The sequence below is a fragment of the Symbioplanes lichenis genome (assembly GCF_030709675.1).
In the GTDB taxonomy this organism is placed as follows: Bacteria; Actinomycetota; Actinomycetes; order Mycobacteriales; family Micromonosporaceae; genus Actinoplanes; species Actinoplanes lichenis.
On the sequence record NZ_JAUZQD010000006.1, the window covers coordinates 181,008 to 201,770 of the forward strand.

23 protein-coding genes are annotated in these 20,763 nt (G+C 70.8%); 19 read left to right on the forward strand and 4 right to left on the reverse strand.

Going from position 1 to position 20,763, the window contains the following annotated elements; all coding sequences use genetic code 11:
* Nucleotides 1-76: 76 nt before the first annotated feature.
* The 7 genes from RAN62_RS16145 to RAN62_RS16175 all read left to right on the forward strand — a co-directional run bounded on the left by RAN62_RS16145 (nucleotide 77) and on the right by RAN62_RS16175 (nucleotide 5,311).
* Entirely contained in the window at nucleotides 77-1,093 is a 1,017-nt protein-coding gene (locus RAN62_RS16145; RefSeq protein WP_305785468.1) for an ABC transporter ATP-binding protein, read from the forward strand.
* Nucleotides 1,090-1,725, forward strand: coding sequence for an ABC transporter permease (locus tag RAN62_RS16150; protein WP_305785469.1), 636 nt, complete (start codon nucleotides 1,090-1,092; stop codon nucleotides 1,723-1,725). The genes RAN62_RS16145 and RAN62_RS16150 overlap by 4 nt, the downstream gene beginning before the upstream one ends.
* On the forward strand, nucleotides 1,722-2,381 hold the full coding sequence (locus RAN62_RS16155; protein WP_305785470.1) for an ABC transporter permease: 660 nt from the start codon (nucleotides 1,722-1,724) through the stop codon (nucleotides 2,379-2,381). The genes RAN62_RS16150 and RAN62_RS16155 overlap by 4 nt, the downstream gene beginning before the upstream one ends.
* Before the next feature lie 20 nt (nucleotides 2,382-2,401).
* The gene (locus RAN62_RS16160; protein WP_305785471.1) at nucleotides 2,402-3,328 is read left to right on the forward strand and encodes an ABC transporter substrate-binding protein; all 927 of its coding nucleotides are present in this window, start codon (nucleotides 2,402-2,404) and stop codon (nucleotides 3,326-3,328) included.
* A 99-nt stretch (nucleotides 3,329-3,427) separates the two neighbouring features.
* Nucleotides 3,428-3,835: an SRPBCC family protein gene (locus tag RAN62_RS16165; protein ID WP_305785472.1), complete on the forward strand. Its 408-nt coding sequence runs from the start codon at nucleotides 3,428-3,430 to the stop codon at nucleotides 3,833-3,835.
* A 9-nt stretch (nucleotides 3,836-3,844) separates the two neighbouring features.
* The gene (locus RAN62_RS16170) at nucleotides 3,845-4,726 is read left to right on the forward strand and encodes a helix-turn-helix domain-containing protein (RefSeq protein WP_305785473.1); all 882 of its coding nucleotides are present in this window, start codon (nucleotides 3,845-3,847) and stop codon (nucleotides 4,724-4,726) included.
* Nucleotides 4,727-4,753: 27 nt separating this feature from the next.
* Nucleotides 4,754-5,311: a dihydrofolate reductase family protein gene (locus RAN62_RS16175; RefSeq protein WP_305785474.1), complete on the forward strand. Its 558-nt coding sequence runs from the start codon at nucleotides 4,754-4,756 to the stop codon at nucleotides 5,309-5,311.
* 7 nt (nucleotides 5,312-5,318) lie between these two features.
* On the opposite strand, the gene RAN62_RS16180 is transcribed toward RAN62_RS16175, so the two are convergent.
* Nucleotides 5,319-6,281 carry a GrpB family protein gene (locus RAN62_RS16180; protein WP_305785475.1) on the reverse strand — a complete coding sequence of 321 codons (963 nt, stop codon included), beginning with the start codon at nucleotides 6,279-6,281 and terminating at the stop codon, nucleotides 5,319-5,321.
* Entirely contained in the window at nucleotides 6,278-6,868 is a 591-nt protein-coding gene (locus tag RAN62_RS16185; protein WP_305785476.1) for a TetR/AcrR family transcriptional regulator, read from the reverse strand. Before RAN62_RS16185 ends, RAN62_RS16180 begins: the two co-directional genes overlap by 4 nt.
* A 68-nt stretch (nucleotides 6,869-6,936) precedes the next feature.
* On the opposite strand from RAN62_RS16185, the gene RAN62_RS16190 reads away from it, so the two are divergent.
* The 8 genes from RAN62_RS16190 (at nucleotide 6,937) to RAN62_RS16225 (ending at nucleotide 14,257) form a co-directional block, all read left to right on the forward strand.
* Nucleotides 6,937-8,004 (forward strand): FAD-dependent oxidoreductase, encoded by a 1,068-nt coding sequence (locus RAN62_RS16190; RefSeq protein ID WP_305785477.1) that lies wholly within the window; start codon nucleotides 6,937-6,939, stop codon nucleotides 8,002-8,004.
* 252 nt (nucleotides 8,005-8,256) lie between these two features.
* The gene (locus RAN62_RS16195; protein WP_305785478.1) at nucleotides 8,257-8,940 is read left to right on the forward strand and encodes a DUF1684 domain-containing protein; all 684 of its coding nucleotides are present in this window, start codon (nucleotides 8,257-8,259) and stop codon (nucleotides 8,938-8,940) included.
* Nucleotides 8,937-10,421 (forward strand): ABC transporter substrate-binding protein, encoded by a 1,485-nt coding sequence (locus tag RAN62_RS16200; RefSeq protein WP_305785479.1) that lies wholly within the window; start codon nucleotides 8,937-8,939, stop codon nucleotides 10,419-10,421. Before RAN62_RS16195 ends, RAN62_RS16200 begins: the two co-directional genes overlap by 4 nt.
* The gene (locus RAN62_RS16205; RefSeq protein WP_305785480.1) at nucleotides 10,421-11,371 is read left to right on the forward strand and encodes an ABC transporter permease; all 951 of its coding nucleotides are present in this window, start codon (nucleotides 10,421-10,423) and stop codon (nucleotides 11,369-11,371) included. Before RAN62_RS16200 ends, RAN62_RS16205 begins: the two co-directional genes overlap by 1 nt.
* The gene (locus RAN62_RS16210; protein ID WP_305785481.1) at nucleotides 11,368-12,240 is read left to right on the forward strand and encodes an ABC transporter permease; all 873 of its coding nucleotides are present in this window, start codon (nucleotides 11,368-11,370) and stop codon (nucleotides 12,238-12,240) included. Before RAN62_RS16205 ends, RAN62_RS16210 begins: the two co-directional genes overlap by 4 nt.
* A complete protein-coding gene (locus tag RAN62_RS16215) occupies nucleotides 12,237-13,025 on the forward strand; it encodes an ATP-binding cassette domain-containing protein (RefSeq protein ID WP_305785482.1) in 789 nt (262 codons plus the stop codon). The genes RAN62_RS16210 and RAN62_RS16215 overlap by 4 nt, the downstream gene beginning before the upstream one ends.
* Nucleotides 13,018-13,767, forward strand: a complete 750-nt coding sequence (locus tag RAN62_RS16220; protein ID WP_305785483.1) for an ABC transporter ATP-binding protein — start codon at nucleotides 13,018-13,020, stop codon at nucleotides 13,765-13,767. Before RAN62_RS16215 ends, RAN62_RS16220 begins: the two co-directional genes overlap by 8 nt.
* Nucleotides 13,768-13,813: 46 nt before the next feature.
* Nucleotides 13,814-14,257 (forward strand): ankyrin repeat domain-containing protein, encoded by a 444-nt coding sequence (locus tag RAN62_RS16225; protein ID WP_305785484.1) that lies wholly within the window; start codon nucleotides 13,814-13,816, stop codon nucleotides 14,255-14,257.
* On the opposite strand, the gene RAN62_RS16230 is transcribed toward RAN62_RS16225, so the two are convergent.
* A complete protein-coding gene (locus RAN62_RS16230; protein ID WP_305785485.1) occupies nucleotides 14,242-14,997 on the reverse strand; it encodes a GNAT family N-acetyltransferase in 756 nt (251 codons plus the stop codon). The genes RAN62_RS16225 and RAN62_RS16230 overlap by 16 nt on opposite strands.
* A 138-nt stretch (nucleotides 14,998-15,135) precedes the next feature.
* Here RAN62_RS16230 and RAN62_RS16235 point away from each other — a divergent pair, with 138 nt between their 5' ends.
* Together RAN62_RS16235 and RAN62_RS16240 are read left to right on the forward strand one after the other, a co-directional pair.
* A complete protein-coding gene (locus RAN62_RS16235) occupies nucleotides 15,136-15,933 on the forward strand; it encodes a class I SAM-dependent methyltransferase (RefSeq protein ID WP_305785486.1) in 798 nt (265 codons plus the stop codon).
* A 40-nt stretch (nucleotides 15,934-15,973) separates the two neighbouring features.
* The gene (locus tag RAN62_RS16240; RefSeq protein ID WP_305785487.1) at nucleotides 15,974-16,711 is read left to right on the forward strand and encodes a LiaF transmembrane domain-containing protein; all 738 of its coding nucleotides are present in this window, start codon (nucleotides 15,974-15,976) and stop codon (nucleotides 16,709-16,711) included.
* Here RAN62_RS16240 and RAN62_RS16245 read toward each other — a convergent pair.
* The gene (locus RAN62_RS16245) at nucleotides 16,695-17,315 is read right to left on the reverse strand and encodes a hypothetical protein (protein ID WP_305785488.1); all 621 of its coding nucleotides are present in this window, start codon (nucleotides 17,313-17,315) and stop codon (nucleotides 16,695-16,697) included. The genes RAN62_RS16240 and RAN62_RS16245 overlap by 17 nt on opposite strands.
* Before the next feature lie 810 nt (nucleotides 17,316-18,125).
* Here RAN62_RS16245 and RAN62_RS16250 point away from each other — a divergent pair.
* Nucleotides 18,126-18,896: an NYN domain-containing protein gene (locus RAN62_RS16250; protein WP_305785489.1), complete on the forward strand. Its 771-nt coding sequence runs from the start codon at nucleotides 18,126-18,128 to the stop codon at nucleotides 18,894-18,896.
* A 64-nt stretch (nucleotides 18,897-18,960) separates the two neighbouring features.
* Nucleotides 18,961-20,706 carry a right-handed parallel beta-helix repeat-containing protein gene (locus RAN62_RS16255; RefSeq protein WP_305785490.1) on the forward strand — a complete coding sequence of 582 codons (1,746 nt, stop codon included), beginning with the start codon at nucleotides 18,961-18,963 and terminating at the stop codon, nucleotides 20,704-20,706.
* Nucleotides 20,707-20,763: the final 57 nt, after the last annotated feature.

A 20,763-nucleotide genomic window follows, 5' to 3' on the forward strand; every position in this document is an offset into this window, starting at 1 on the left:
ACGTTGACACGTTATTCACTACGCCGGAAGTATGAATAGCCGTATTCACCGACCGCCAGCACTCGCCGGGAGCGACATGATCACATTTGACGACGTCGTGAAGGTGTATCCCGGCGGGAGCACTGCCGTGGACCACCTCTCGCTGGAGCTGCCCACGGGCAAGACGACCGTGTTCGTCGGCCCGTCCGGCTGCGGCAAGACCACGTCGCTGCGCATGATCAACCGGATGGTGCACCCCACGTCGGGCCGCGTGCTCATCGACGGCCAGGACGTCGCGGGACAGGACGAGGCCCTGCTGCGGCGGGGCATCGGCTACGTCATCCAGCACGCGGGGCTCTTCCCGCACCGCACGGTGCTCGACAACGTGGCGACCGTACCGATGCTGACCGGGAAGACGCGCCGTGAGGCGCGGACGGCGGCCCTGGGCCTGCTGGAGCGCGTGGGGTTGTCCGAGGAGTTCGCGAAGCGCTACCCCGCGCAGCTCTCCGGCGGCCAGCAGCAGCGCGTCGGCGTGGCCCGGGCGCTCGCCGCCGACCCGCCGGTGATGCTCATGGACGAGCCGTTCAGCGCCGTCGACCCGGTCGTGCGCGAGGGGCTGCACAAGGAGTTCCTGCGCCTGCAGGAGGACCTGGGCAAGACCATCGCGATGGTCACCCACGACATCGACGAGGCCATCAAGCTGGGCGATGTCGTCGCCATCTTCCGCCAGGGCGGGGTCCTGGCCCAGATGGGTACGCCCCAGGAGCTGCTCGACCACCCCGCGGACGACTTCGTCGCGGAGTTCGTCGGGCGGGACCGGGGCTTCCGCGGGCTCTCCTTCGACTCCGCCGCCGACCTCCCCGTCCGCGAGCTGACGCCGGATCTGGTCCTCGACGACAAAGGCCGGCCGGAGGGCTGGCGCGTCGACGGCGGGATCAAAGCGCTCGGCGGCACGTTCACCACGGCCGACTCGCTGCGCCAGGTGACCGACCTCGCCATCATCTCGCCGGTCGGCATCGCGGTGCGGGTGGACGAGAGCGGCGCCGCCGACGGGCTCGTGCGCCACCACGACCTCGCCGACCACCTGGCCGCGCGGCGCGGGCGGTCCGCGTGATCACTTATCTGTCCAACAACGGCGACACGGTGCTCGCCGCGCTGCGCCAGCACATCTGGCTCGCGCTGGTGCCCGTACTCCTCGGCTTTGTCATCGCCCTGCCGATCGGCTGGCTGGGCGTGCGCTTCCCGTGGCTCTACCACCCGCTCGTCAACGTGGCCGGGGTGCTCTACTCGATCCCGTCGCTCGCGCTCTTCGTGTTCCTGCCGGTGCTGCTCGGCACGAAGATCCTGTCCCCGCTGAACATCGTGGTCGCGCTCACCATCTACACCGTCGCGCTGCTCGCCCGTACGGTTGCGGACGGTCTGCGGGCCGTCGACCCGCTGATCGTGCAGGCCGCGTCGGCCATGGGCTACCGGCGGTTCAAGCGGCTGACCGACGTCGAGCTGCCGGTCGCGCTGCCGGTGATCCTGGCCGGCCTGCGCTCCGCGACCGTCGCCAACATCAGCCTGGTCAGCGTCGGCGCCCTGATCGGCGTCGGCGGCCTCGGGCAGCTGTTCACGCGCGGCTTCCAGCTGTTCTACCTGGAGCCCATCTTCGTCGGCATCATCCTGTCCGTGCTGCTCGCGGCGGCGGCCGACGGCATCATCGTCCTCATCCAGCGCGCCCTCACCCCCTGGACCCGCGCATGAACCTCTCCTACCTGTTCGACGCCGCCCACTGGGACCCGTCGGCCACGGGCAGCTTCCCGGACCTGCTGCTGGCCCACCTCGGCTACGTGGCGCTCGCCCTGCTCATCGGTACGGTCATCGCGCTGCCCGTGGGTCTCTACATCGGCCACACGGGCCGGGGCTCCTTCATCGCCATCAACGCCGGCAACGCGGGCCGCTCGTTGCCCACGCTCGGCCTGCTCATGCTGATGGTGACGCTGCTGGGGCTGGGGCTGCTGCCCGTCCTCATCGCCCTGACAGTGCTGGTGATCCCGCCCATCCTCACGTCCGCCTACGCCGGGATGCGCACCCTCGACTCCCAGGTCGTCGACGCGGCCAAGGGCATGGGCATGCGCCCGTGGCAGGTGCTCACCCGGGTCGAGCTGCCGATGGCACTGCCGGTGCTCTTCAGCGGTTTCCGCAGCGCCGCCCTCCAGGTGGTCGCGACGGCGACCGTCGCCGCGGCGGTCGGGCTCAGCGGGCTCGGCCGGCTCATGATCGACGGCCTCGCCGTCAACGACTACTCCCGGGTGCTGGCGGGGGCCATCGTCGTCGCCCTCCTCGCCGTCCTGCTCGATCTTCTGCTCGCCCAGGTCCAACGCTGGATCGTCTCTCCTGGCGTGTCCAAGCGCTTCTAGCTCCTACCGGAAGGCATTTCATGTCCCGCATTCGCCTGGCGGCAACCGCTGCCGGACTTGCCACCGCCCTGTTGCTGTCCGCCTGTGGGTCGGGTGACGACCCCCTCGCCTCCGACGACAGCGGCGCCTCCTCGGCGCCCGGCACCGTCACCGTCGGCTCGGCCAACTTCGCCGAGAGCGAGCTGCTCGCCGAGATCTACTCCCAGGCCCTCGAGGCCAAGGGTGTCACCGTGAAGCGCCAGTTCAACATCGGCGCCCGCGAGCTCTACCTCAAGGCGCTGCAGGACGGCTCGATCGACCTGCTCCCCGAGTACAACGGCGCGCTGCTCTCCGCCCTGCAGACCGGCGGCGCGCCCGAGGGCGTCAGCAAGCCCGAGGACGTGCTCGCCGCCCTCAAGAAGGTGCTGCCCGCCGGCACCGAGGTGCTCGACCAGAGCGCCGCCGAGGACAAGGACACCCTGACCGTGAGCCAGGAGACGGCCACGAAGTACAGCCTCAAGACCATCGACGACCTCAAGCCGGTCGCCGGCCAGCTGGTCATCGGCGCCGGCCCCGAGTGGCAGGAGCGCTACCAGGGCCTCAAGGGCCTGGAGGAGCTCTACGGCGTCAAGTTCAAGGAGTTCAAGCCGCTCGACGCGGGCGGCCCGCTGACCGTCAACGCCCTCAAGAAGGGTGACATCCAGGTCGGCAACATCTTCTCCACCGACTCGTCCATCAAGACCAACAACTTCGTCGTCCTCGACGACCCGCGCAACCTCTACCTCGCGGAGAACATCCTCCCGCTGATCCGCACCTCGGCCAAGACCGACGCGGTCGCCGGGGCGCTCAACGCCGTGTCGGCCAAGCTGACCACGGAGAACCTCACCACCTACCTCGCGCAGGTGCAGGTGGACAAGAAGGACACCGCCACGGTGGCCAAGGCGTTCCTGTCGGAGAACGGTCTCTGATCGTTCCCCGACGACAGCGGCCCGGGCGTTCTCGCCCGGGCCGCTTTTCCGCAATCTGGTGAATGCGGCCGCCGGGCCGGCGCGGCTAGCGTCGTGATCATGAGAGCTTCGTACGACGTCGAGGTCGAGTCGCCGGCCACCCCGGAGCGCGTCTGGGCGCTGCTGACCGACGCGCCCAGCTGGCCGGCCTGGGGCACCGTGGACGAGCTCGTCGCCGAGACGTCGAGCGGGGTCGGCGCCGTCCGGACCTTCCGCACCGGCCGCGTCGTGACCAGTGAGCGGATCGTGGAGCTGCGGCCGCCGTCGCTGTTCGCCTATGTCGACGCCGAGAACCCGTACCTGCGCGACTATCGGGCCGAGATCCGGCTCAGCCCCGCCGCCGCGGGTGGCACCACGATCCGCTGGCAGGGAAGCTACACCGTGGGCCTCGGGGCGTACCTGGTCATGCGGCCGGTGATGAGCCGGACCATGCGCCGGATGGCCGAGGGCCTCGCCCGGGCCGCATAGGCTCTGCCCGTGGACCGCAGCGAGCGCTTCGACCAGGGCGGCTACGCGAATTTCGACACGGATCGGCACGTCACCCGGCGGCTGTCGAGCTGGGCGGACGCGGGCTGGCGGTCGCTGCTGGTGCAGCGGTTCGACCACCGGCCCGCCGCCGACGTGATCGACCTCCCGGCGTCGACCGACACCCACCTCTGGGTGATCACACAAGGCGCCGGCGAGATGCGCGTACGGTCGGCCGACGGCTGGCAGCGGCACGCGATCGCGCCGGGCCTGCTGGGCCGGGCCACCCCGGGCGTGCCCACCGAGCTGCGCTACACCGCGTCCGCCGCTCTCAGCAGCGTCCACGTGCACCTGCCCGCCGACGTCGTCGACCGGGCCCGCGCGCAGACGCGGCCGGCCCGGCAGTCCGGCCCCGACTCCTTGGAGGCCGTCCTCGCTCGCCGGCTGACCTCGCTGGCCGACGCGGCCGAAAGACGCGCGGACCCGATGTACGGTGACACCGCCGCCGAACTCCTGGCGGTGCGGCTCGTCACCGGGGACGGCCGGCGACGGACGGACGAGCCGGCGGGCCGGGAGGACGCGCGGGTGCGGCGGGCGCTCGCCCTCATGCGCGAGCGCCTCGGCGACCCGCTGACGCTGGCCGATCTCGCGACGGCGGCCCGGCTGAGCCCCTATCACTTCCTGCGCGTCTTCAAGCGGGCCACGGGCGAGACGCCGGGGCGGCACCTCACCCGATTACGCGTACGGGAGGCAGCCCGCCTGCTCGACGCCGGCGGCTCGGTCACCGCGGTCGCCGCCCGGTGCGGGTTCTCCAGCCCGTCGCACCTGTCCACGGCGTTCCTGCGGGAGGTCGGCGTCCGCCCGTCGCAGTACCGTGTCTCCGGCCCGGAGTGAGGGCCGGGGCGCCTACACTCGCTGACCATGGGACTGCTCACCTTCAGCCTCAACGTCACCCTCGACGGTTGCGTCGACCACCAGGAGGGGATCGCCGACGACGAGACGCACGCCCTCTTCACCCGGCTCATGGACGAGAGCGGCGCGATGCTGTGGGGCCGCGTCACGTACGAGATGATGGAGAGCCACTGGCCGGCCGTCGCCCGCGGTGACGTGGAGGCGCCGCCGGCCTGGCGCGAGTGGGCGGTCAAGCTGGACGCCAAGCCCAAGTGGGTGGTGTCGTCGTCGCGCTCGGACTTTCCGTGGGCCAACAGCCACCACATCGCCGGTGATCTGCGCGCGGGCGTGCAGAAGCTCAAGGACGAGACCCCGGCCGGGGTGCTCCTCGGCAGCGGCGCGCTGGCGACCGAGCTCGACCGACTGGACCTGATCGACGAGTACAGGCTGCTCGTCCAGCCCCGGATCGCCGGCCACGGCCCGACGCTCTTCCAAAGCGGGCTGCCCGCCACGCGCCGGCTCGAGCTGATCTCGGCGGACCCGCTCCGCAACGGCGCGGTCGCCATGCACTACCGCCGCGCGCGCTGACCTCCGCTCACCCGCTGATCTTGGCGACGATCTCGACCAGGTTGCCGTCGGGGTCACGCACCAGAGCGTTCCTGTTGCCGTTCCCGGCGTCGTGCGGCTCCTTGAGCACCGGCACCCCGGCCGCCCGCAAGGCCGCGACCGCCGCGTCCACGTCGCCGGTCCACACGACGATCACCATGCCGGGGGCGCCGGGCGTGGCGTCGACCTCGTGCACCCGCCGGGCGGCCTCGACCGTGCCGAGGGCGAGCGTGAACCCGCCGAGCCGGAACTCGACATGCTCCGGCCGCCCGTCGGCCGGCGTCCGGAACGTCTCGGTGAACCCGAGCAGATCACGATAGAACCGCAGCCCGGCGTCGATGTCCCGGGTGTAGAGGTTGACGAGCGCGTCCGTGTACCCGGGCGGGCGGGCTCGCCCGGCCCGGGCGCGGGTCTTGATGGCCTGGATGACGTCGGTCTTGGCGTAGGCGTAGTCGTTCATGTCGTCCCAGCGCCGGCTCATCAGGGCTCGTTTCACGCTCTCGTAGAGCTCGCGGTCGCCGGCGTCGGCGCGGAGGTGGTCGCGCAGGAGGAGGTAGTCGTGCACCGCGGCGACTCCCCGCTCGTAGATGTGCACGTGGACGTCGCGGGCCGGCGTGCGGACGAGGCGATGGCCCGGCTCGCGGACCCGCAGCTCGTAGCCGGCCACCAGCAGCCCGGGCAGGTAGTCCTCCTCCGCCGTGATGTCGGGCACCGCGACGACGATGTCGACGATCGGCTTGGCCGCCAGGCCGGGGACCGCCGTGGATCCGATGTGCTCGACGTCGACGTCGACGTCGACGTCGGCGCCGGCGAGCGCGTCGAGGATCCGGCGCCGGTGCTCCTGGAAGTTCGCCGCCCACCGGGGGTCGTAGCTGTGCAGGGACAGCTCGAGGGCCTCGGGGCCTCCGATGATCTCGGCCGTCGTGACGTCGGGCCGGCGCGGGCTGGTCATGAGCGGGTCCTTTCCGGCGGGTGCCAGCCGTGCTCGAGGACGGTGAAGATCTCGTCGATGGCGGCGCCCAGGTCGGGGCGGCCCCGGGTGAGGGCCGGGATGTCGAGGACGAAGCGGGCCAGGGCGAGGCAGCTGAGGTCGCCGGGGGGTGCTCCCGCCTCGGCCGCGATCGCCGCGCCCAGGGCGGCGGTGTGGCGGGTCCACATGCGCTCGCCGTGGTCGCGGAGGGCGGGGGTGGCGTCGATCAGCGCGAAGAACTCGGCGGCCCGGGGGTGGCCCGAGGTGGCCGTCCAGCCCGCGCGGACGTGCTCGCGCAGGGCGTCGAGGATCCCCTGACCGGGCCGGCGGTCGCGGACGGCGGCGACCAGCTGCGCCTCCCGGTCCTCCTCGCGGTCGAAGACCAGGGCCTCCTTGCCGCTGAAGTGCTTGAACAGCGTGGTGGTCGACACGTCGGCCGCCTCGGCGACATCGCGGATGCCGACCTTCTCGTAGCCGTGGGCCAGGAAGAGCTCCAGCGCGGCATCGGCGATGGCCTGCCGGGTCGCTGCCTTCTTGCGTTCGCGCCGGCCGGGGGCAGGGGTGGTCACGCCGTGACCTTACCCGATCCATCAGTTGAACCGTTGCACTTTTGCATTCGTTCCACTTTACTGGAGGCATGACACGCATCGACATCATCGGCGCGGGGCCCGGCGGCCTGACGTGCGCTCGCATCCTTCAGCGGCGGGGCCTGCGGGTCACCGTGCACGACCGGGACGCCGGCCCCGGCGCCCGCGACCAGGGCGGCACGCTCGACCTGCATGCCGACAACGGGCAGATCGCCCTGCGCGAGGCCGGCCTGCTCGACGAGTTCTTCCGGCTGTGCCGCCCCGAGGGACAGGAGATGCGGCAGCTGAGCCCGTCCGGCGAGCTGCTGTTCCGCCTGGAGCCCGAGCCGGGCGAGCTGGTCAAGCCCGAGATCGACCGCGGCGACCTGCGCGACCTGCTGCTGCGGTCGCTCGAGCCCGGCACCGTACGCTGGGGAAGCGCCCTCACCGCCGTCGGCGGCCCGGCCGACGGGCCCCGCACGCTGCACTTCGCCGACGGCTCGACCGTGGAGACCGACCTCGTCGTCGGGGCGGACGGCGCGTTCTCCAAGGTGCGCCCGGCGGTGTCGCCGGCCGTGCCGCAGCACACCGGCGTCAGCTTCCTGGAGGCGTGGTTCGAGGAGGTCGACACCCGGCATCCGGAGCTGGCGGAGCTGGTCGGCCCGGGCAGCGCCGCGGCGGCGGACGGCGAGCGGGGCATGTTCGCCCAGCGCAACAGCCGCGGCCGCATCCGCGTCTACCTCATCCGGCGGGCCGGCGAGGCAACCGAAGCCGCATTGCTCGACGAATATGCCGCCTGGTCGCCCGGCTGGCGGCGCGCGATCAGCGACCACGACGGCCCGTACGTGCACCGGCCGATCTTCGCCCTGCCCGTCCCCCACACCTGGGAGCACGTGCCGACCGTCACGCTGCTCGGCGACGCCGCCCACCTCATGCCGCCGCTCGGGGTCGGCGTCAACCTCGCCATGCTCGACGCGAGCGAGCTGGCCGTGGCGCTCGCGAGTCACGACAGCGTGGCGGCAGCCGTCCGGGCCTACGAGGAGACGATGCTGCCCCGTTCGGTCGAGACGGCCACACTGCTCGAGGGCGGCGCCGAGCAACTGCTGTCGGCGGAGGTGCCCGACTTCGCGCGGGACTGAGGCCGGCGGACGAGGTGCCAGTAGGTGAGGCCGGCCGCCCGGAGCAGACGGGCGAGGATGGAAGCGACAAAACCGGGCATGCCCCAGTTCAACGGACGGCACCCGGCACGGTGACGGACGGGACGTCAAGTGCGACTTCGGTCACCCGGCCCTGCAGAATGTGATCACGCGAACATGGCCGCTAGACCCACCGGTCTCATAGGGTTGACGCCTCAAGCACCAGCCGCGAGGACCAGGAAAGACGAGGACCCCATGAGCCAGGCCGAGGCGCACGACAGGTGGCGTGAGGCACGCCGCCGCAAGGTCACCGCGCCGCAGGGGAACCTCGCGCTGATCGACACGCGCTGGGGCGAGAGCGACGCCGAAGCGGCGCTCGCGGGGCAGCCCGGGACGGTCACGGCCACCCGGCTGCGCCGCAAGGACCTGATCACCGGTCTGGAGCAGGAGGGCGTCCGGCTGTGGGACGCCGACTCGCCGGCGATCCGGGCCTTCACGGGCATCGACACGTACGCTTACGACCCGGCGTGGGTCCTCCCGGCGCGCTTCACCGAGGTGTCCGAGTCGCGTCAGCTGCCGTTCGAGCACCTGCGCGACGAGGGGCGCACCCGTGACCTGGTGGTGCCCGGCGACATCCACGTCACGATCGCCGGCGCGGACTACACGCTGAGCGCGTTCGACGACGACGGCACGCTGCTGCTGGTCTTCGGCGATCCCACGAACGGCACGGAGACGTACGCGACCGGGCGGTTCCTCTTCGTCCCCCGAGAGCCCGGCAGCGACCGCGTGACCCTCGACTTCAACCGGGCGTTCGTGCCGCCGTGCGGATTCTCCGACCACTTCAACTGCCCGATGCCGCCCCGGCAGAACCGCATCGCCGTGCCCGTCGAGGCCGGCGAGAAGCTTCCCATTTTCAGCAAGGAGAACGACCCCCGATGAGAAAGACACTCGTAGCGGCCGCCGCCCTGAGCCTGACGCTGGCGCTCGCGGCCTGCGGGGGCGGCGGGAGCGACGGCACGGCGAAGGCCGGCGACGCCGCGACCATCCAGATCGGCTCGATGTACGAGCCGCAGAACCTCGACAACACCGCCGGAGGCGGCCAGGGCGTCACCGAGGCGCTCAACGGCAATGTGTACGAGGGCCTGTTCAAGCTGACCGACGACGGCAAGGTCGAGCCGCTGCTCGCCCAAGACCAGAAGGTCAGCGACGACGGTCTCACCTACACGTTCACTCTCCGGCCGGACGTCGAGTTCCACTCGGGCAAGACGCTGACGAGCAAGGACGTCAAGGCGAGCATCGAGGCCGTGACGGCGGAGAGCTCCAAGTCGGCCCGCAAGTCGAGCCTGCCCGAGATCAGGTCCATCGAGACGCCGGACGACGCGACCGTGGTCGTGCGGCTCGCCACGCGGTCGATCTCGTTCGTCTACAACCTGAGCTACATCTGGGTCTTCAACGGCGACGCCACCGACCGCACGACGAAGGCCGACGGCACGGGCCCGTACAAGCTGGGTGACTGGAAGCGCGGCTCGACGCTGACGCTGACCCGCAACGACGCCTACTGGGGCACCAAGGCGAAGAACGCGGGCGTCGTCTTCCACTACTTCACCGACGCGACGGCGCTCAACAACGCGCTGCTCACCAACGCGGTGGACGTGGTGACGAGCGAGCAGAGCCCGGACGCGCTGTCGCAGTTCGAGGGCAACAACGCGTACAAGGTGAACAACGGGCAGTCGACCACCAAGCTGCTGCTGGCGTTCAACGACAAGGTCGCGCCGTTCAATGACGTCACGGTGCGGCAGGCGATCAGCGCCGCGATCGACGACAAGAAGCTGCTCACCTCGATCTGGGGCGAGTACGGCACGACGATCGGCTCGATGGTCCCGCCGAGCGACCCCTGGTACGAGGACCTGACCTCGGTCAACGCGTACGACCCGGAGAAGGCCAAGCAGCTGCTCGGCGGCAAGACGCTGACCTTCACGCTCGACACGCCGAGCTACGACCCGCACCCGACCGCGGCGACCTTCATCAAGTCGGAGCTGGCCAAGGTCGGTGTGACGGTGAACATCAACACCATCACCGCCGACGAGTGGTACACGAAGGTCTACCAGAAGCACGACTTCCAGGCGACGATGCAGGAGCACGTCAACGACCGGGACGTGGTCTGGTACGGCGACCCCGACTTCTACTGGGGCTACGACAACAAGCAGGTCACCGGCTGGATCGACCAGGCCGAGCAGGCGAAGACGGCCGACGAGCAGACGGCGCTGCTGAAGCAGGCCAACCGGAAGATCGCCGAGGACGCGGCCAGCGACTGGCTCTACCTCTACCCGCAGATCGTGGTCGCCTCGACGAAGCTGTCGGGCTACCCGGTCAACGGGCTCAACTCGCAGTTCTACGCGTACGGGATCACCAAGAGCTGATGATCGCGTACCTGCTGCGGCGGACCGCGATCCTGCTGGGATCGCTGGTCCTCGCGGCCGTGGTGCTGTTCGTGCTGCTCCGGCTCCTGCCGGGCGACCCGGCCAACGCGCTGCTGGGGGTGGGCGCCACCCCCGAGCAGATCGAGGCCGCCCGGCGGGAGCTGGGCACGGACGCGCCGCTGGCCACCCAGTTCCTGCGCTGGCTGGCCGACGTGGCCACCCTCGACCTCGGGAAGTCGCTGGTCAGCTCGCTGCCGGTCGGCCCCGAGATCGTCGCGCGGCTGCCCGTCACCGTGCCGCTGACCCTGTCCGCCTTCGTGGTGGCCGTGCTGGTCGCGGTGCCGGTCGGCGTGCTCGCCGCCACGCGCGCCGACCGCTGGTACGGCCCGGTGCTCAACGCGATCGCCCAGCTCGGCATCGCCGTACCGGCGTTCTGGGTGGGGTTGCTGCTCATCACCGTCTTCGCGCTGCGGTTGCGCGTGCTGCCCGCCGGCGGCTTCCCGCCGGACGGCTGGGGCGACTTCGGCGCGGCGGCCCAGTCGCTGGTCCTGCCGGTCGTGACGGTCGCGCTGGTCATGTCGGCCTCACTGATCCGGTACGTCCGGAGCGCCACCCTGGACGTGCTGGGCTCCGACTTCCTGCGCACCGCGCGGGCGCTCGGCGCGTCCCCGGCCCAGGCGCTGTGGCGGCACGGGCTGCGCAATGCGGCCGTACCGGTGCTGGCGGTCCTGGCCATGGAGCTCGCGACCACGTTCCTCGGGGCGGTGGTCGTGGAGAGTGTGTTCGCGCTGCCGGGCCTGGGCGGGCTGCTCACGCGCGGGATCAGCCAGCACGACTATCCGGTGGTGCAGGGCGTGATGCTCGTGAGCACGGCCACGGTGCTGGTCGTCGGCTTCCTCGGCGACCTGGCCCAGCGCCTCGCCGACCCCCGGCTGCGGGTGCGCCCGTGAGCCTCGATCCGGAAACACTGTCACCGCCGGCGCCGGCCGGCACCGCCCCGCGGAAGGCGCGCCGCCGCCTGTCGTGGCACCTCGTGCTCGGCCTGATCCTGGTGCTCGTCGTCGCCGGGGCGGTGCTGGTGTCGTACGTGTGGCTGCCCTTCGCTCCCGACGACACCTCCGGCGGCCGGTTGACGCCGCCCGGGGGCGACCACCTGCTCGGCACCGACAAGCTCGGCCGCGACCTCTTCACCCAGCTGCTGATCGGCGGCCGGATCGCGCTCGGCACGGCCCTCGGCGCGGTCGCGGTCGGCGGCGTGCTCGGGGTCAGCGCCGGGCTGCTGGCCGGCTTCGCCACGCGATGGCTCGACGACGCGGCCGCGGTCGTGCTCGACATCCTCATCGCCTTCCCGACGCTGCTGCTCGCGATGCTGATCGTGGCGGGTGCCGGAGCTTCCCTGGGTACGGCGATCCTGGCCATCGGGCTCGCGATGGCGGCGATCGTGGCGCGGCTGACGCGGGTCCTGGTCAAGCAGGTCCTCGCCCGCGACTACATCACGGCCGCCCGGGTCGCCGGCGTGTCCTGGCCCCGCATCGTCGCCGCCCACGTGCTGCCCAACATCGCGCCGGTGCTGCTGGTCAACCTGGCCCTGCAGGCGGGGCTGGCGGTGCTGGCCGAGGCGAGTCTGTCCTATCTGGGCCTGGGCACCCCGCCGCCGAACGCCTCGTGGGGCCGCATGCTCTTCGAGGCGCAGGCGACCGTGCTCACCGCCCCGGCCGCGGCCCTGGCGCCGGGCATCGCGCTCGTCGTCCTCGTGATCGGCATGAACCTCACCGCCGACGGCCTCCGCGACCTCACCGACCCCCGGAGGCGTCGATGACCCTGCTCACCGTGGACGGCCTGACCGTCGGCGACTCGCTCGTGGCGGACGTGTCGTTCACCGTCACGGCCGGCGACCGGGTCGGACTGATCGGCGAATCGGGCTCGGGCAAGTCGCTCACGTCGCTGGCGATCCTGGGCCTGCTGCCGCCGGGCCTGCCCGCCTCCGGCAGCGTCCTGCTCGACGGCGTCGACATGCTGCACGCCCCCGAACGCCGCCGCACGAGAGTCCGCGGCCGGGTCGCCGCGGTCGTCTTCCAGGAGCCGCTCACCGCGCTCGACCCGCTGATGCGGGTGGGCCGCCAGATCGCCGAGCCGCTGCAACGCTTCCAGCGCCTGCGCGGGCCCGCGCTGCGCGACGCCGTGCACGCCGCCCTCGACGACGTCCGGCTCACCGACACGAGCCGCATCGCCCGCGCCTATCCACACGAGCTCTCGGGCGGGCAGCGGCAGCGCGTGGCGATCGCCATGGCCCTGGCCTGCCGGCCCCGGCTGCTCGTGGCGGACGAGCCGACGACGGCGCTCGACGTCACCGTGCAGGCGGAGATCCTCGACCTGCTCGACCGGCTCGTCACCGAACGCGGCACGGCGCTGCTGTTCATCACGCACGACCTGCCCGTCGCCGCCCGCGTGATCCGGGACACGCACGTCATGCGGTCGGGGCGGATCGTCGAGTCCGGGCCGATCGGGTCGCTGATCGCGGCGCCGGCGCACGACTACACCCGTACGCTCGTCGACAGCGCGCGCCGCTTCGACGCCGCGCTCGAAAGGACCGGCCGTGACTGACGCCCTCCTCGCCGCGTCTCACGCCGGCTTCTCCTACCGCGGCGGGACACCCGTGCTCGACGACGTGTCGCTCGAGGTGCACGCCGGCCGCAACGTGGCCCTGGTCGGCGAGTCCGGCGCGGGCAAGTCGACGCTGCTGCGCCTGCTGCTCGGCCTGGCCACCCCCACGTCCGGAGCGATTCTGTTCACGGGCGCTCCCCTCACCCGGGGCCGGATGCGCGACTACCGCCGCTCGGTGCAGGCGGTCTTCCAGGACCCGTACTCGTCGCTCGACCCGAGGCAGCGCATCGGCCGCATCGTCGCCGAACCGTTGCGCGGCCTCGGCCTCGGCACCGACCCGGCCCGCGTCACGGAAGCCCTGACCGCCGTCGGCCTCCCCGCCGACACCGCCACCCGTTACCCGCACGAGTTCTCGGGCGGCCAGCGCCAGCGCATCGCCATCGCCCGCGCCATCGTCTGCCACCCCAAGGTCCTCCTCGCCGACGAACCCGTCAGCGCCCTCGACCTCACCACCCGCATCCGCATCGTCGACCTCCTCACCACCCTCTGCGCCGACCGCGACCTCACCATCCTCCTGGTCTCCCACGACCTGGGCGTCGTCGCCGAACTCTGCCACCACACCGCTGTCCTCGAACGCGGCCGCATCGTCGAACAAGGCGCGACGTCCTCCGTCCTGGGGGCACCCTCCCACCCGTACACCCAGAAGCTCCTCGCCAGCGTCCCCCGCCTCCCGCAAGCCTGACCGCCCGCCGCCGGCGTCACGGCTGCGCTGTCCGACAATGGGTCGCATGAATCGGCGGCGGCGCAAGAAGCTGCAGAGCAGTCTCGTGGAGGCGGCCGGGTGGGGCTCGGCCCGATGGGTGGCCCGGCTGCTCCGGGCGGGGGCCGACCCCGACCGGCCCGATCACCACGGCAGCACCCCGCTCTATCGCGCGAGCGTGCAGAACATGGCCGACAACATCCGCGTCCTCACCGCGGCCGGCGCCGACCCCCGTCGCGAAAGCGGCGCCGGCGACGAGGGACTGCCCCTGTGCGGCGCCGCCTGCTGGGGCCACGAGGCCGCGGTCCGCGAGCTGCTGGCGGCCGGCGCCGACCCGCACCAGCGCGAGGACCACGGCCAGGGCCGCACAGCGATCGACTGGGCCGAGGCCGGCCACCACCACGAGGTCCGCGCCCTGCTGACGGACACCGGGGCGCCGAGCAGGTCGGCGAAAGCTCAGGCTTGCAGGTAGGTCCAGTGCTCGATCGTCGTGAAGCCCATCGAGCGGTACAGCGCCAGCCCCATCTTCGACGGCTGCAGGTACGCGACGGTCACCCCGGCGGCGAAGGCCTCCCGCACGGCGACCTCGGTGATCAGCCGCCCGTAACCTTGGCCCCGGTGCGCGGGCGGGACGGCGATGTTGAAGATGCCGGCGAAGGGGCCCGTGCGCAGGCTGTACGCGGTGGCGACCGGCTCGCCGGCGGCTTCGGCCAGGTAGGCCGTGGCGCCCGGGGCGTCGAGTACCGGGCCGCTCATCAGCGTGTCGAACGGCTCGCGGGGGGCGCCGAAGCCGGCCGCGAGCGTCCCGGCGTAGAGCCGCTGCTCGGCGGAGGTGACCCGGCGCACCGTCACGCCGGTCGCCTTGGGCCGGGCCTCGACCTCCGTGGCGATCATCAGCGGGACTTCCCTGCTGGGGTGGAGTTCGTACTTCTCGCCGAGAGCCACCACCGCGGGCTCGGCTTCGCCGCGCACCTGGATGGACCAGGGCAGGCCGGTGGCGGGCAGGCGGGCGGCGAGGCGGGCCAGCTCCGCCGGGTCGGCCGATCGGGCGCGGGTGAAGACGCCGTTGAGGCCGGCCATCGGCGCGCCCGAGACGAGCAGCTCGGTGCCGTGGGCGCCGGACTCCGCGAAGCCGGTCGGGGACGCGGCCGCCAGCACGCCGATCGCGTCGAAGAACGCCGCCGCCGTCCGGTCGGCCAGGGTGAGATCCACCCGTGCAGCATGCCACGGCGGACCCGAGCCGGCCTTTCCGGCGACGAGCGCGGAGGACAGCACGACGCCCGGCAGGGCGAGCAGGACCACCGGAGCCGTTGACCGATCGCCGCCCCGGAGTGAGAGTGAGACATGTCGATGGAAACGACCCACGGGTACGCGTACGACAATGACAGTGAGCAGGCCGAGGCCCACCACCGGGCGCTCGCCGACCTGCTGGACCGGCAGACGCAGTGGCGTCTCGACGAGCTGATCGACCTGACCGGGCGCCGGTGCCTGGAGGTCGGCGCCGGCGGGGGCAGCGTCGCGCAGTGGCTCGCCGACCGGGTGGGCCCGCACGGCAGCGTGCTCGCGACCGACCTCAAGCCCGAGCACATCCCCCGCAGCCACCTTTTGACCCCGCTGCGGCACGACATCACGTCCGGCGAGCCGCTCGGCCGCTTCGACCTCGTGCACGCCCGGCTGCTGCTGGGCCATCTGCCCGCGCGCGAGGCGGCCCTGCGCCACATGGCGGACGCGGTGGAGCCGGGCGGCGTCCTGATGACCGAGGACTTTCTCCCGACCCCCGACGACGAGATCGTCGCCTGGGCGCCCGACCCCGGGACGGCCGAGCTGGTCGACCGCTACAACCGGCTCCAGATGGGCATCCTGGAACGCCACGGCGCCGACCGCACCTGGTCCCGCCGGGCGGCCGCCGCCTATCGCGACCTGGGCCTCGCCGACATCGAGGTGACGGCGCACGGCGCGACCTGGCGCGGCGGCGGGCCCGGCTGCCGGCTCCTGCTGGCGGGTCTGGGCCAGCTGCGCGCGCCGCTCGAGGCCCTCGGCATGACCGCCGCCGAGCTCGACCAGATCGCCGCCGCGCTGCGGGATCCCCGCCTGGTCCTCAACGGTTACCTGGTCTATCTCACGAGCGGACAGAAGCCCTTGGACTGACGTCTCGATCCGAACCGGAGCACCCGGAATCTCGACACCCATGGTTGGATTCGAAGGTGCAGAGTCGTCGTCTTCTCCGCAGGAGGCCCAGGTGAGCCGCGGCGGCCGGTTCTTCTCCGCCGGACTGGTGATAGCTGGGACGCTGCTTCTGCTCGATCGGACGGTGCCCGCAGTCGATCTGACCGCGCTGGCCGCTCGGTGGTGGCCGGTCGTTCTCATGACTCTGGGGATCGCCGGTTTTGTGCGGCTGCTGCCCACGCCGGACGCCATGATTGGACCGCTCCTTCTGCTGCTCACCGGAGGCGCGGCACTGCTTCTGACCCTACAACCGGTGCCGTTTTGGGCGCGGCCGTTGCTGTTGCCCTTGCTGCTCCTCGCCGCCGGCGTCGTTCTCCTGCTCCCTGGTGCCGCCACCCGGCCCGGGGATGCCGGTGGCGGCCTCGTGCGACGCGAATACGTCCTGGTCGCCCGACCTGTGGAATGGGACCCGGACAAGCATCCCTTGCTGGACGTTCGCACGCTGGCCGGCGGTTGCGTGCTGACCATCCTGCAGCCTCCAGAACGCCTGCCGGAGGAGCCTGCTCCGCGCTTGGAGCTCAGGTCCGCACTCTGCGGACTGGACATCGTCGTGCCGCGCGGCCTCAAGGTGCACGTCGACGTGCGGGGGTGGGGTGCACGGTCACGGATCGACACGGCCCCGACGAGACAGGACGCGGCGGACGTCACGATAGTGGCGTTGTCAGCCTTCAGTTCCCTGCGCGTCAGAGTCGCCGTCTAGGTCGCCGCCGACGGAGATCCTGCAGGAAAATCGCCATGTCACTGTCCGCGCGAGCATAAAGAAAGTTCACGGTGCGGTCGCCAGCCCACAGGGCGCCCAGTTGCCGGTTGATCGCTCTTTCGCCCTCCATGTCAGCCGGCATGTCGAGGCGCATTTCTTGATGCAGTCGCGCGCGGTAGACATCGACGGCAGCGGTCACGGTGATGCCGTAGTTCTCAGCCGCGGAGAGGGCCGATTGGTAGGCGATCACAGCCCCCACCAACAGCGCTCCGGGCAGGAGCCACCACACCGGATAGGAAACTAGCAGACCGACCGAGATGAGCGCGCTCACCCAGAAGGTCAGACACAGACGACAGGCTGTGTCGAGCTGGGTCCGCGATCTATTGATGTAAATCAAAGCCGAGTCGGGAAGGACAAAATACAAGCGCGGCCAGAGCTTGATGGCATCGAAATCATACGAAAGACCAGCTCTGTTCTCGAAAGCTTTGAGTCGATTGCCGAGGGCCGTGGGCAGTAAGTCGTCACCTACCGGATACCGTAGGACCGCCAGCTCGAAGCTTTTGTGCGGGAGACTCCTTGCTCCTGCTGCCTGGTGAAGGAACATCGCTCTGTCCCTCCGCCGACGTTGGACGGAGCGGCCCGCTTGCGACAATCGGCGCAAGGGACCGACATCCGGCCAGTAACCCTCTAGGATCCGCACAGAGGCAAGCTCTAACGGCTCCAGCAACAGAGCCGCCACCGCAACGACCACCGCTCCCGCAGCGGCACCCCACCAACCCCATCGCCGCGCTTGCTCGACCAGATTGCCGAATTCCGGAGCTCGGCCTGGTGCACCGGCCAGGATCAGCGCGGAAATCAGACATGCGAGGAAGGCCGCGGGCAAGGCGTTGACAACCTTAAAGCGAAGCGGGAGATCAGCTACGGCATCACCGGGCGAGACCAATCAAGCCTCCACCCGGTGCAGGACACAGCGGAAGTCGGCCTCAGTGTGCCGTCCTTGAACGTAATCGACGGTCACCGACTCGTTGCGGCATCTACCTTCGGCGAAGCAACGCACTCGTACCGGACCATTCTCGACGAAGAAACTCTTGCCAATATGCCCCGGACTCCGGCAGCCGGTCGAGTCCGACAGGTGCTCAAGGAACATGCGCCAAGAACAGTCCGGGCAACGCGCCAGCCGTCCGCCGCTCGAATAACCTTGCAGTTGGTTCTCGGCGAAGTACAGCGCTGGGACCAACGAACCAAGTAAAGAGGAGCGCATTACCCACTCCTCTCCCACGACCGTCCTTGTGACGCTACGCCGCAAGCCCGGAGGCGACTGTCGGATGAGAGACAGCGGATCACACGGTAAGCACACGCGTCAGCAAGACCACCACGTCGCGGCCATTCCCTGGTTAGGCCGTAAGCTGCGCCGATGAGTACGGGGACGGAGACGTCGGCGCGGCTGGCGGTGCTGATCGACGCGGACAACGCGCAGCCGGCGATCGTGGACGGGTTGCTGGCCGAGATCGCCAACTACGGGACCGCGCACGTCAAGCGGGCCTACGGCGACTGGACGGGCACCGGGCTGCGCGGGTGGAAGGACCAGTTGCTGGCGCAGTCGATCCAGCCCATTCAGCAGTTCGCGTACACGTCCGGCAAGAATGCCACCGACGCCGCCATGATCATCGATGCGATGGATCTGCTCTACTCGGGGCGGTTCGACGGGTTCTGCATCGTGTCCAGCGACAGCGATTTCACCCGGCTCGCGTCGCGCATCCGGGAGTCGGGACTCATCGTGTACGGATTCGGCGAGCGCAAGACGCCGAAACCGTTCGTGGCCGCGTGCGACAAGTTCATCTACACCGAGAATCTGCGCGCCCCGGTGGCCGAGATCGTGCCGGCCGAGACCGAGGCGCCGGCGGCCGGAGCCCGTACGCGCGAGCAGTTGCGGGCCGACAGCGCGCTCGTGAATCTGCTGCGCCGGGCCATGGAGAACGCGTCCGGCGAGGACGGCTGGGCCCGGCTCGCCACCGTGGGCCAGCTCATCACGAAACAGCAGTCGGACTTCGACCCGCGCACGTACGGATACGCCAAGCTGGGCCTGCTCGTCACCGCCACCGATCTGTTCGACACCGAGCGCCGCGAATCCGCGGAAGGCAAAGGCGGCAAGGTCGTCTGGGTGCGGGACAAGCGCCGCCGGTGAGATGCAACAAATCTGCACATTGTTGTCATTGATTTGCATCAATGTGCGGTGACAGGGTGCGAACATGCCCTTCCGCACCCGCAAGGCCGCCCTCGTTCTCGGCGCGGCGGCCGTTCTCACCGCCGTCGCGGTGACCCAGGCCCAGGCGGCCACCGTCTTCACCGCCGACTTCGAGTCCGGCGCCTCCGGCTGGTCGAAGTCCGGCGGCACCTGGACGGTCACCGCCGACGGCTCGCAGACCCTCCGGCAGACCAACGCGACCAGCGAGAACGCCCGCGACTTCGCCGGCGACACGGCGTGGACCGACTACACGCTGTCGGCCCGGGTCAAGCCGCTGTCGCTCGGTGGCAACGGCTTCGCCGGACTGCTCGCCCGGGCCAAGAGCTCGACGACCTTCTACCGGCTGGCGCTGCTGCCCGGCAACCAGGTGCAGCTCCAGGCCGTCAACAGCGGCAACGTCACCGTCCTCGGAAGCGCGTCGCGCACGGTCGCCCCGGGCACCTGGTACACGCTCAGTCTGGCCGTCAGCGGCTCCACGATCACCGGCAGCGTCGACGGGACGCCGGTCGGCTCGGCGACGAGCTCGGTCGCCGCGTCGGGGCGCATCGGACTGCAGACCGCGTACTCGACAGCCGGTTTCGACGACGTGACGGTGTCGACCGGCGGGTCCGCCGAGCCCACGACGCCGCCCCCGAGCAACCCGAGCACCCCTCCCCCGGCGAGCGGGACGATCTACGCCGCCCCGAACGGCAGTGCCGGCGCGGCCGGGACGCAGGCGGCGCCGACCAGCATCGGCGCGGCGATCACGCGGGTCGCGGCCGGCGGCACGGTCTATCTGCGCGGCGGTACGTACAGCCTGGCGCAGACGCTCACCATCGCGCCCGGCAACAACGGCACGGCCGGCGCCCTCAAGAATCTGACCGCCTATCCCGGTGAGACGCCGGTGCTCAATTTCTCGGCGCAGAGCGAGGACCCGGCGAATCGCGGGCTGGCCCTGAACGCCAATTACTGGCACCTGACCGGGCTGGTGGTCGAGCGCGCCGGCGACAACGGCATCTTCGTCGGGGGCAGCAACAACATCATCGAGCGTACGATCACCCGCTTCAACCGCGACAGCGGTCTCCAGTTGTCGCGGATCGCCTCGGACACGCCGAGCGGTCAATGGCCGGCCAACAATCTCGTCCTCAGCGCCGAGTCGCACGACAACGCGGACTCCGACGGCGAGGACGCGGACGGTTTCGCCGCCAAACTGACGGTCGGCGGCGGGAATGTCTTCCGCTATGCCGTGTCGCACAACAACATCGACGACGGCTGGGATCTCTACACCAAGACCGAGACCGGGCCGATCGGCGCGGTGACGATCGAGGACTCCCTGTCCTACAGCAACGGCACCCTCAGCAACGGAACCGTCAACGCCAACGGCGACCGCAACGGCTTCAAGCTCGGCGGCGAGGACATCGCGGTCAATCATGTGATCCGGCGCAACATCGCGTACAAGGACGGCAAGCACGGGTTCACCTACAACCGCAACCCGGGCTCGATGACCTTCTCCCACAATGCCGCGATCGACAACACCGAGCGCAATTTCACGTTCGAGGCGGGCACGACCGTCTTCCGGGACAACACCTCCTGCCGTACGGGCAGCAGCGGCACCAACGACAAGATCGTCGGCAACACGGACAGCTCGAACCAGTGGTGGACCGGCACGAACGGGTCGCGCTGCGCGGCGTACACGGGCGCCCTGGGCTGGTCCTTCGCCTCCGACGGCCGCCTGGTCGTCACCTTCGGCGGCAAGGTGGTCACCCCCTGAGAGGCGGCTCAGGGTCACCCCGTCACCGGGAGTGAGCAGGCGCCCGGTCGGTGGCGG

Coding starts and splice junctions, on each gene's coding strand:
- RAN62_RS16145 (WP_305785468.1), top strand. CDS start 77: ATGATCACATTTGACGACGTCGTGAAGGTGTATCCCGGCGGGAGCACT.
- RAN62_RS16155 (WP_305785470.1), top strand. CDS start 1,722: ATGAACCTCTCCTACCTGTTCGACGCCGCCCACTGGGACCCGTCGGCC.
- RAN62_RS16160 (WP_305785471.1), top strand. CDS start 2,402: ATGTCCCGCATTCGCCTGGCGGCAACCGCTGCCGGACTTGCCACCGCC.
- RAN62_RS16165 (WP_305785472.1), top strand. CDS start 3,428: ATGAGAGCTTCGTACGACGTCGAGGTCGAGTCGCCGGCCACCCCGGAG.
- RAN62_RS16175 (WP_305785474.1), top strand. CDS start 4,754: ATGGGACTGCTCACCTTCAGCCTCAACGTCACCCTCGACGGTTGCGTC.
- RAN62_RS16180 (WP_305785475.1), bottom strand. CDS start 6,281: ATGACCAGCCCGCGCCGGCCCGACGTCACGACGGCCGAGATCATCGGA.
- RAN62_RS16190 (WP_305785477.1), top strand. CDS start 6,937: ATGACACGCATCGACATCATCGGCGCGGGGCCCGGCGGCCTGACGTGC.
- RAN62_RS16195 (WP_305785478.1), top strand. CDS start 8,257: ATGAGCCAGGCCGAGGCGCACGACAGGTGGCGTGAGGCACGCCGCCGC.
- RAN62_RS16200 (WP_305785479.1), top strand. CDS start 8,937: ATGAGAAAGACACTCGTAGCGGCCGCCGCCCTGAGCCTGACGCTGGCG.
- RAN62_RS16205 (WP_305785480.1), top strand. CDS start 10,421: ATGATCGCGTACCTGCTGCGGCGGACCGCGATCCTGCTGGGATCGCTG.
- RAN62_RS16215 (WP_305785482.1), top strand. CDS start 12,237: ATGACCCTGCTCACCGTGGACGGCCTGACCGTCGGCGACTCGCTCGTG.
- RAN62_RS16225 (WP_305785484.1), top strand. CDS start 13,814: ATGAATCGGCGGCGGCGCAAGAAGCTGCAGAGCAGTCTCGTGGAGGCG.
- RAN62_RS16235 (WP_305785486.1), top strand. CDS start 15,136: ATGGAAACGACCCACGGGTACGCGTACGACAATGACAGTGAGCAGGCC.
- RAN62_RS16240 (WP_305785487.1), top strand. CDS start 15,974: ATGGTTGGATTCGAAGGTGCAGAGTCGTCGTCTTCTCCGCAGGAGGCC.
- RAN62_RS16245 (WP_305785488.1), bottom strand. CDS start 17,315: ATGTTCCTTCACCAGGCAGCAGGAGCAAGGAGTCTCCCGCACAAAAGC.
- RAN62_RS16250 (WP_305785489.1), top strand. CDS start 18,126: ATGAGTACGGGGACGGAGACGTCGGCGCGGCTGGCGGTGCTGATCGAC.
- RAN62_RS16255 (WP_305785490.1), top strand. CDS start 18,961: ATGCCCTTCCGCACCCGCAAGGCCGCCCTCGTTCTCGGCGCGGCGGCC.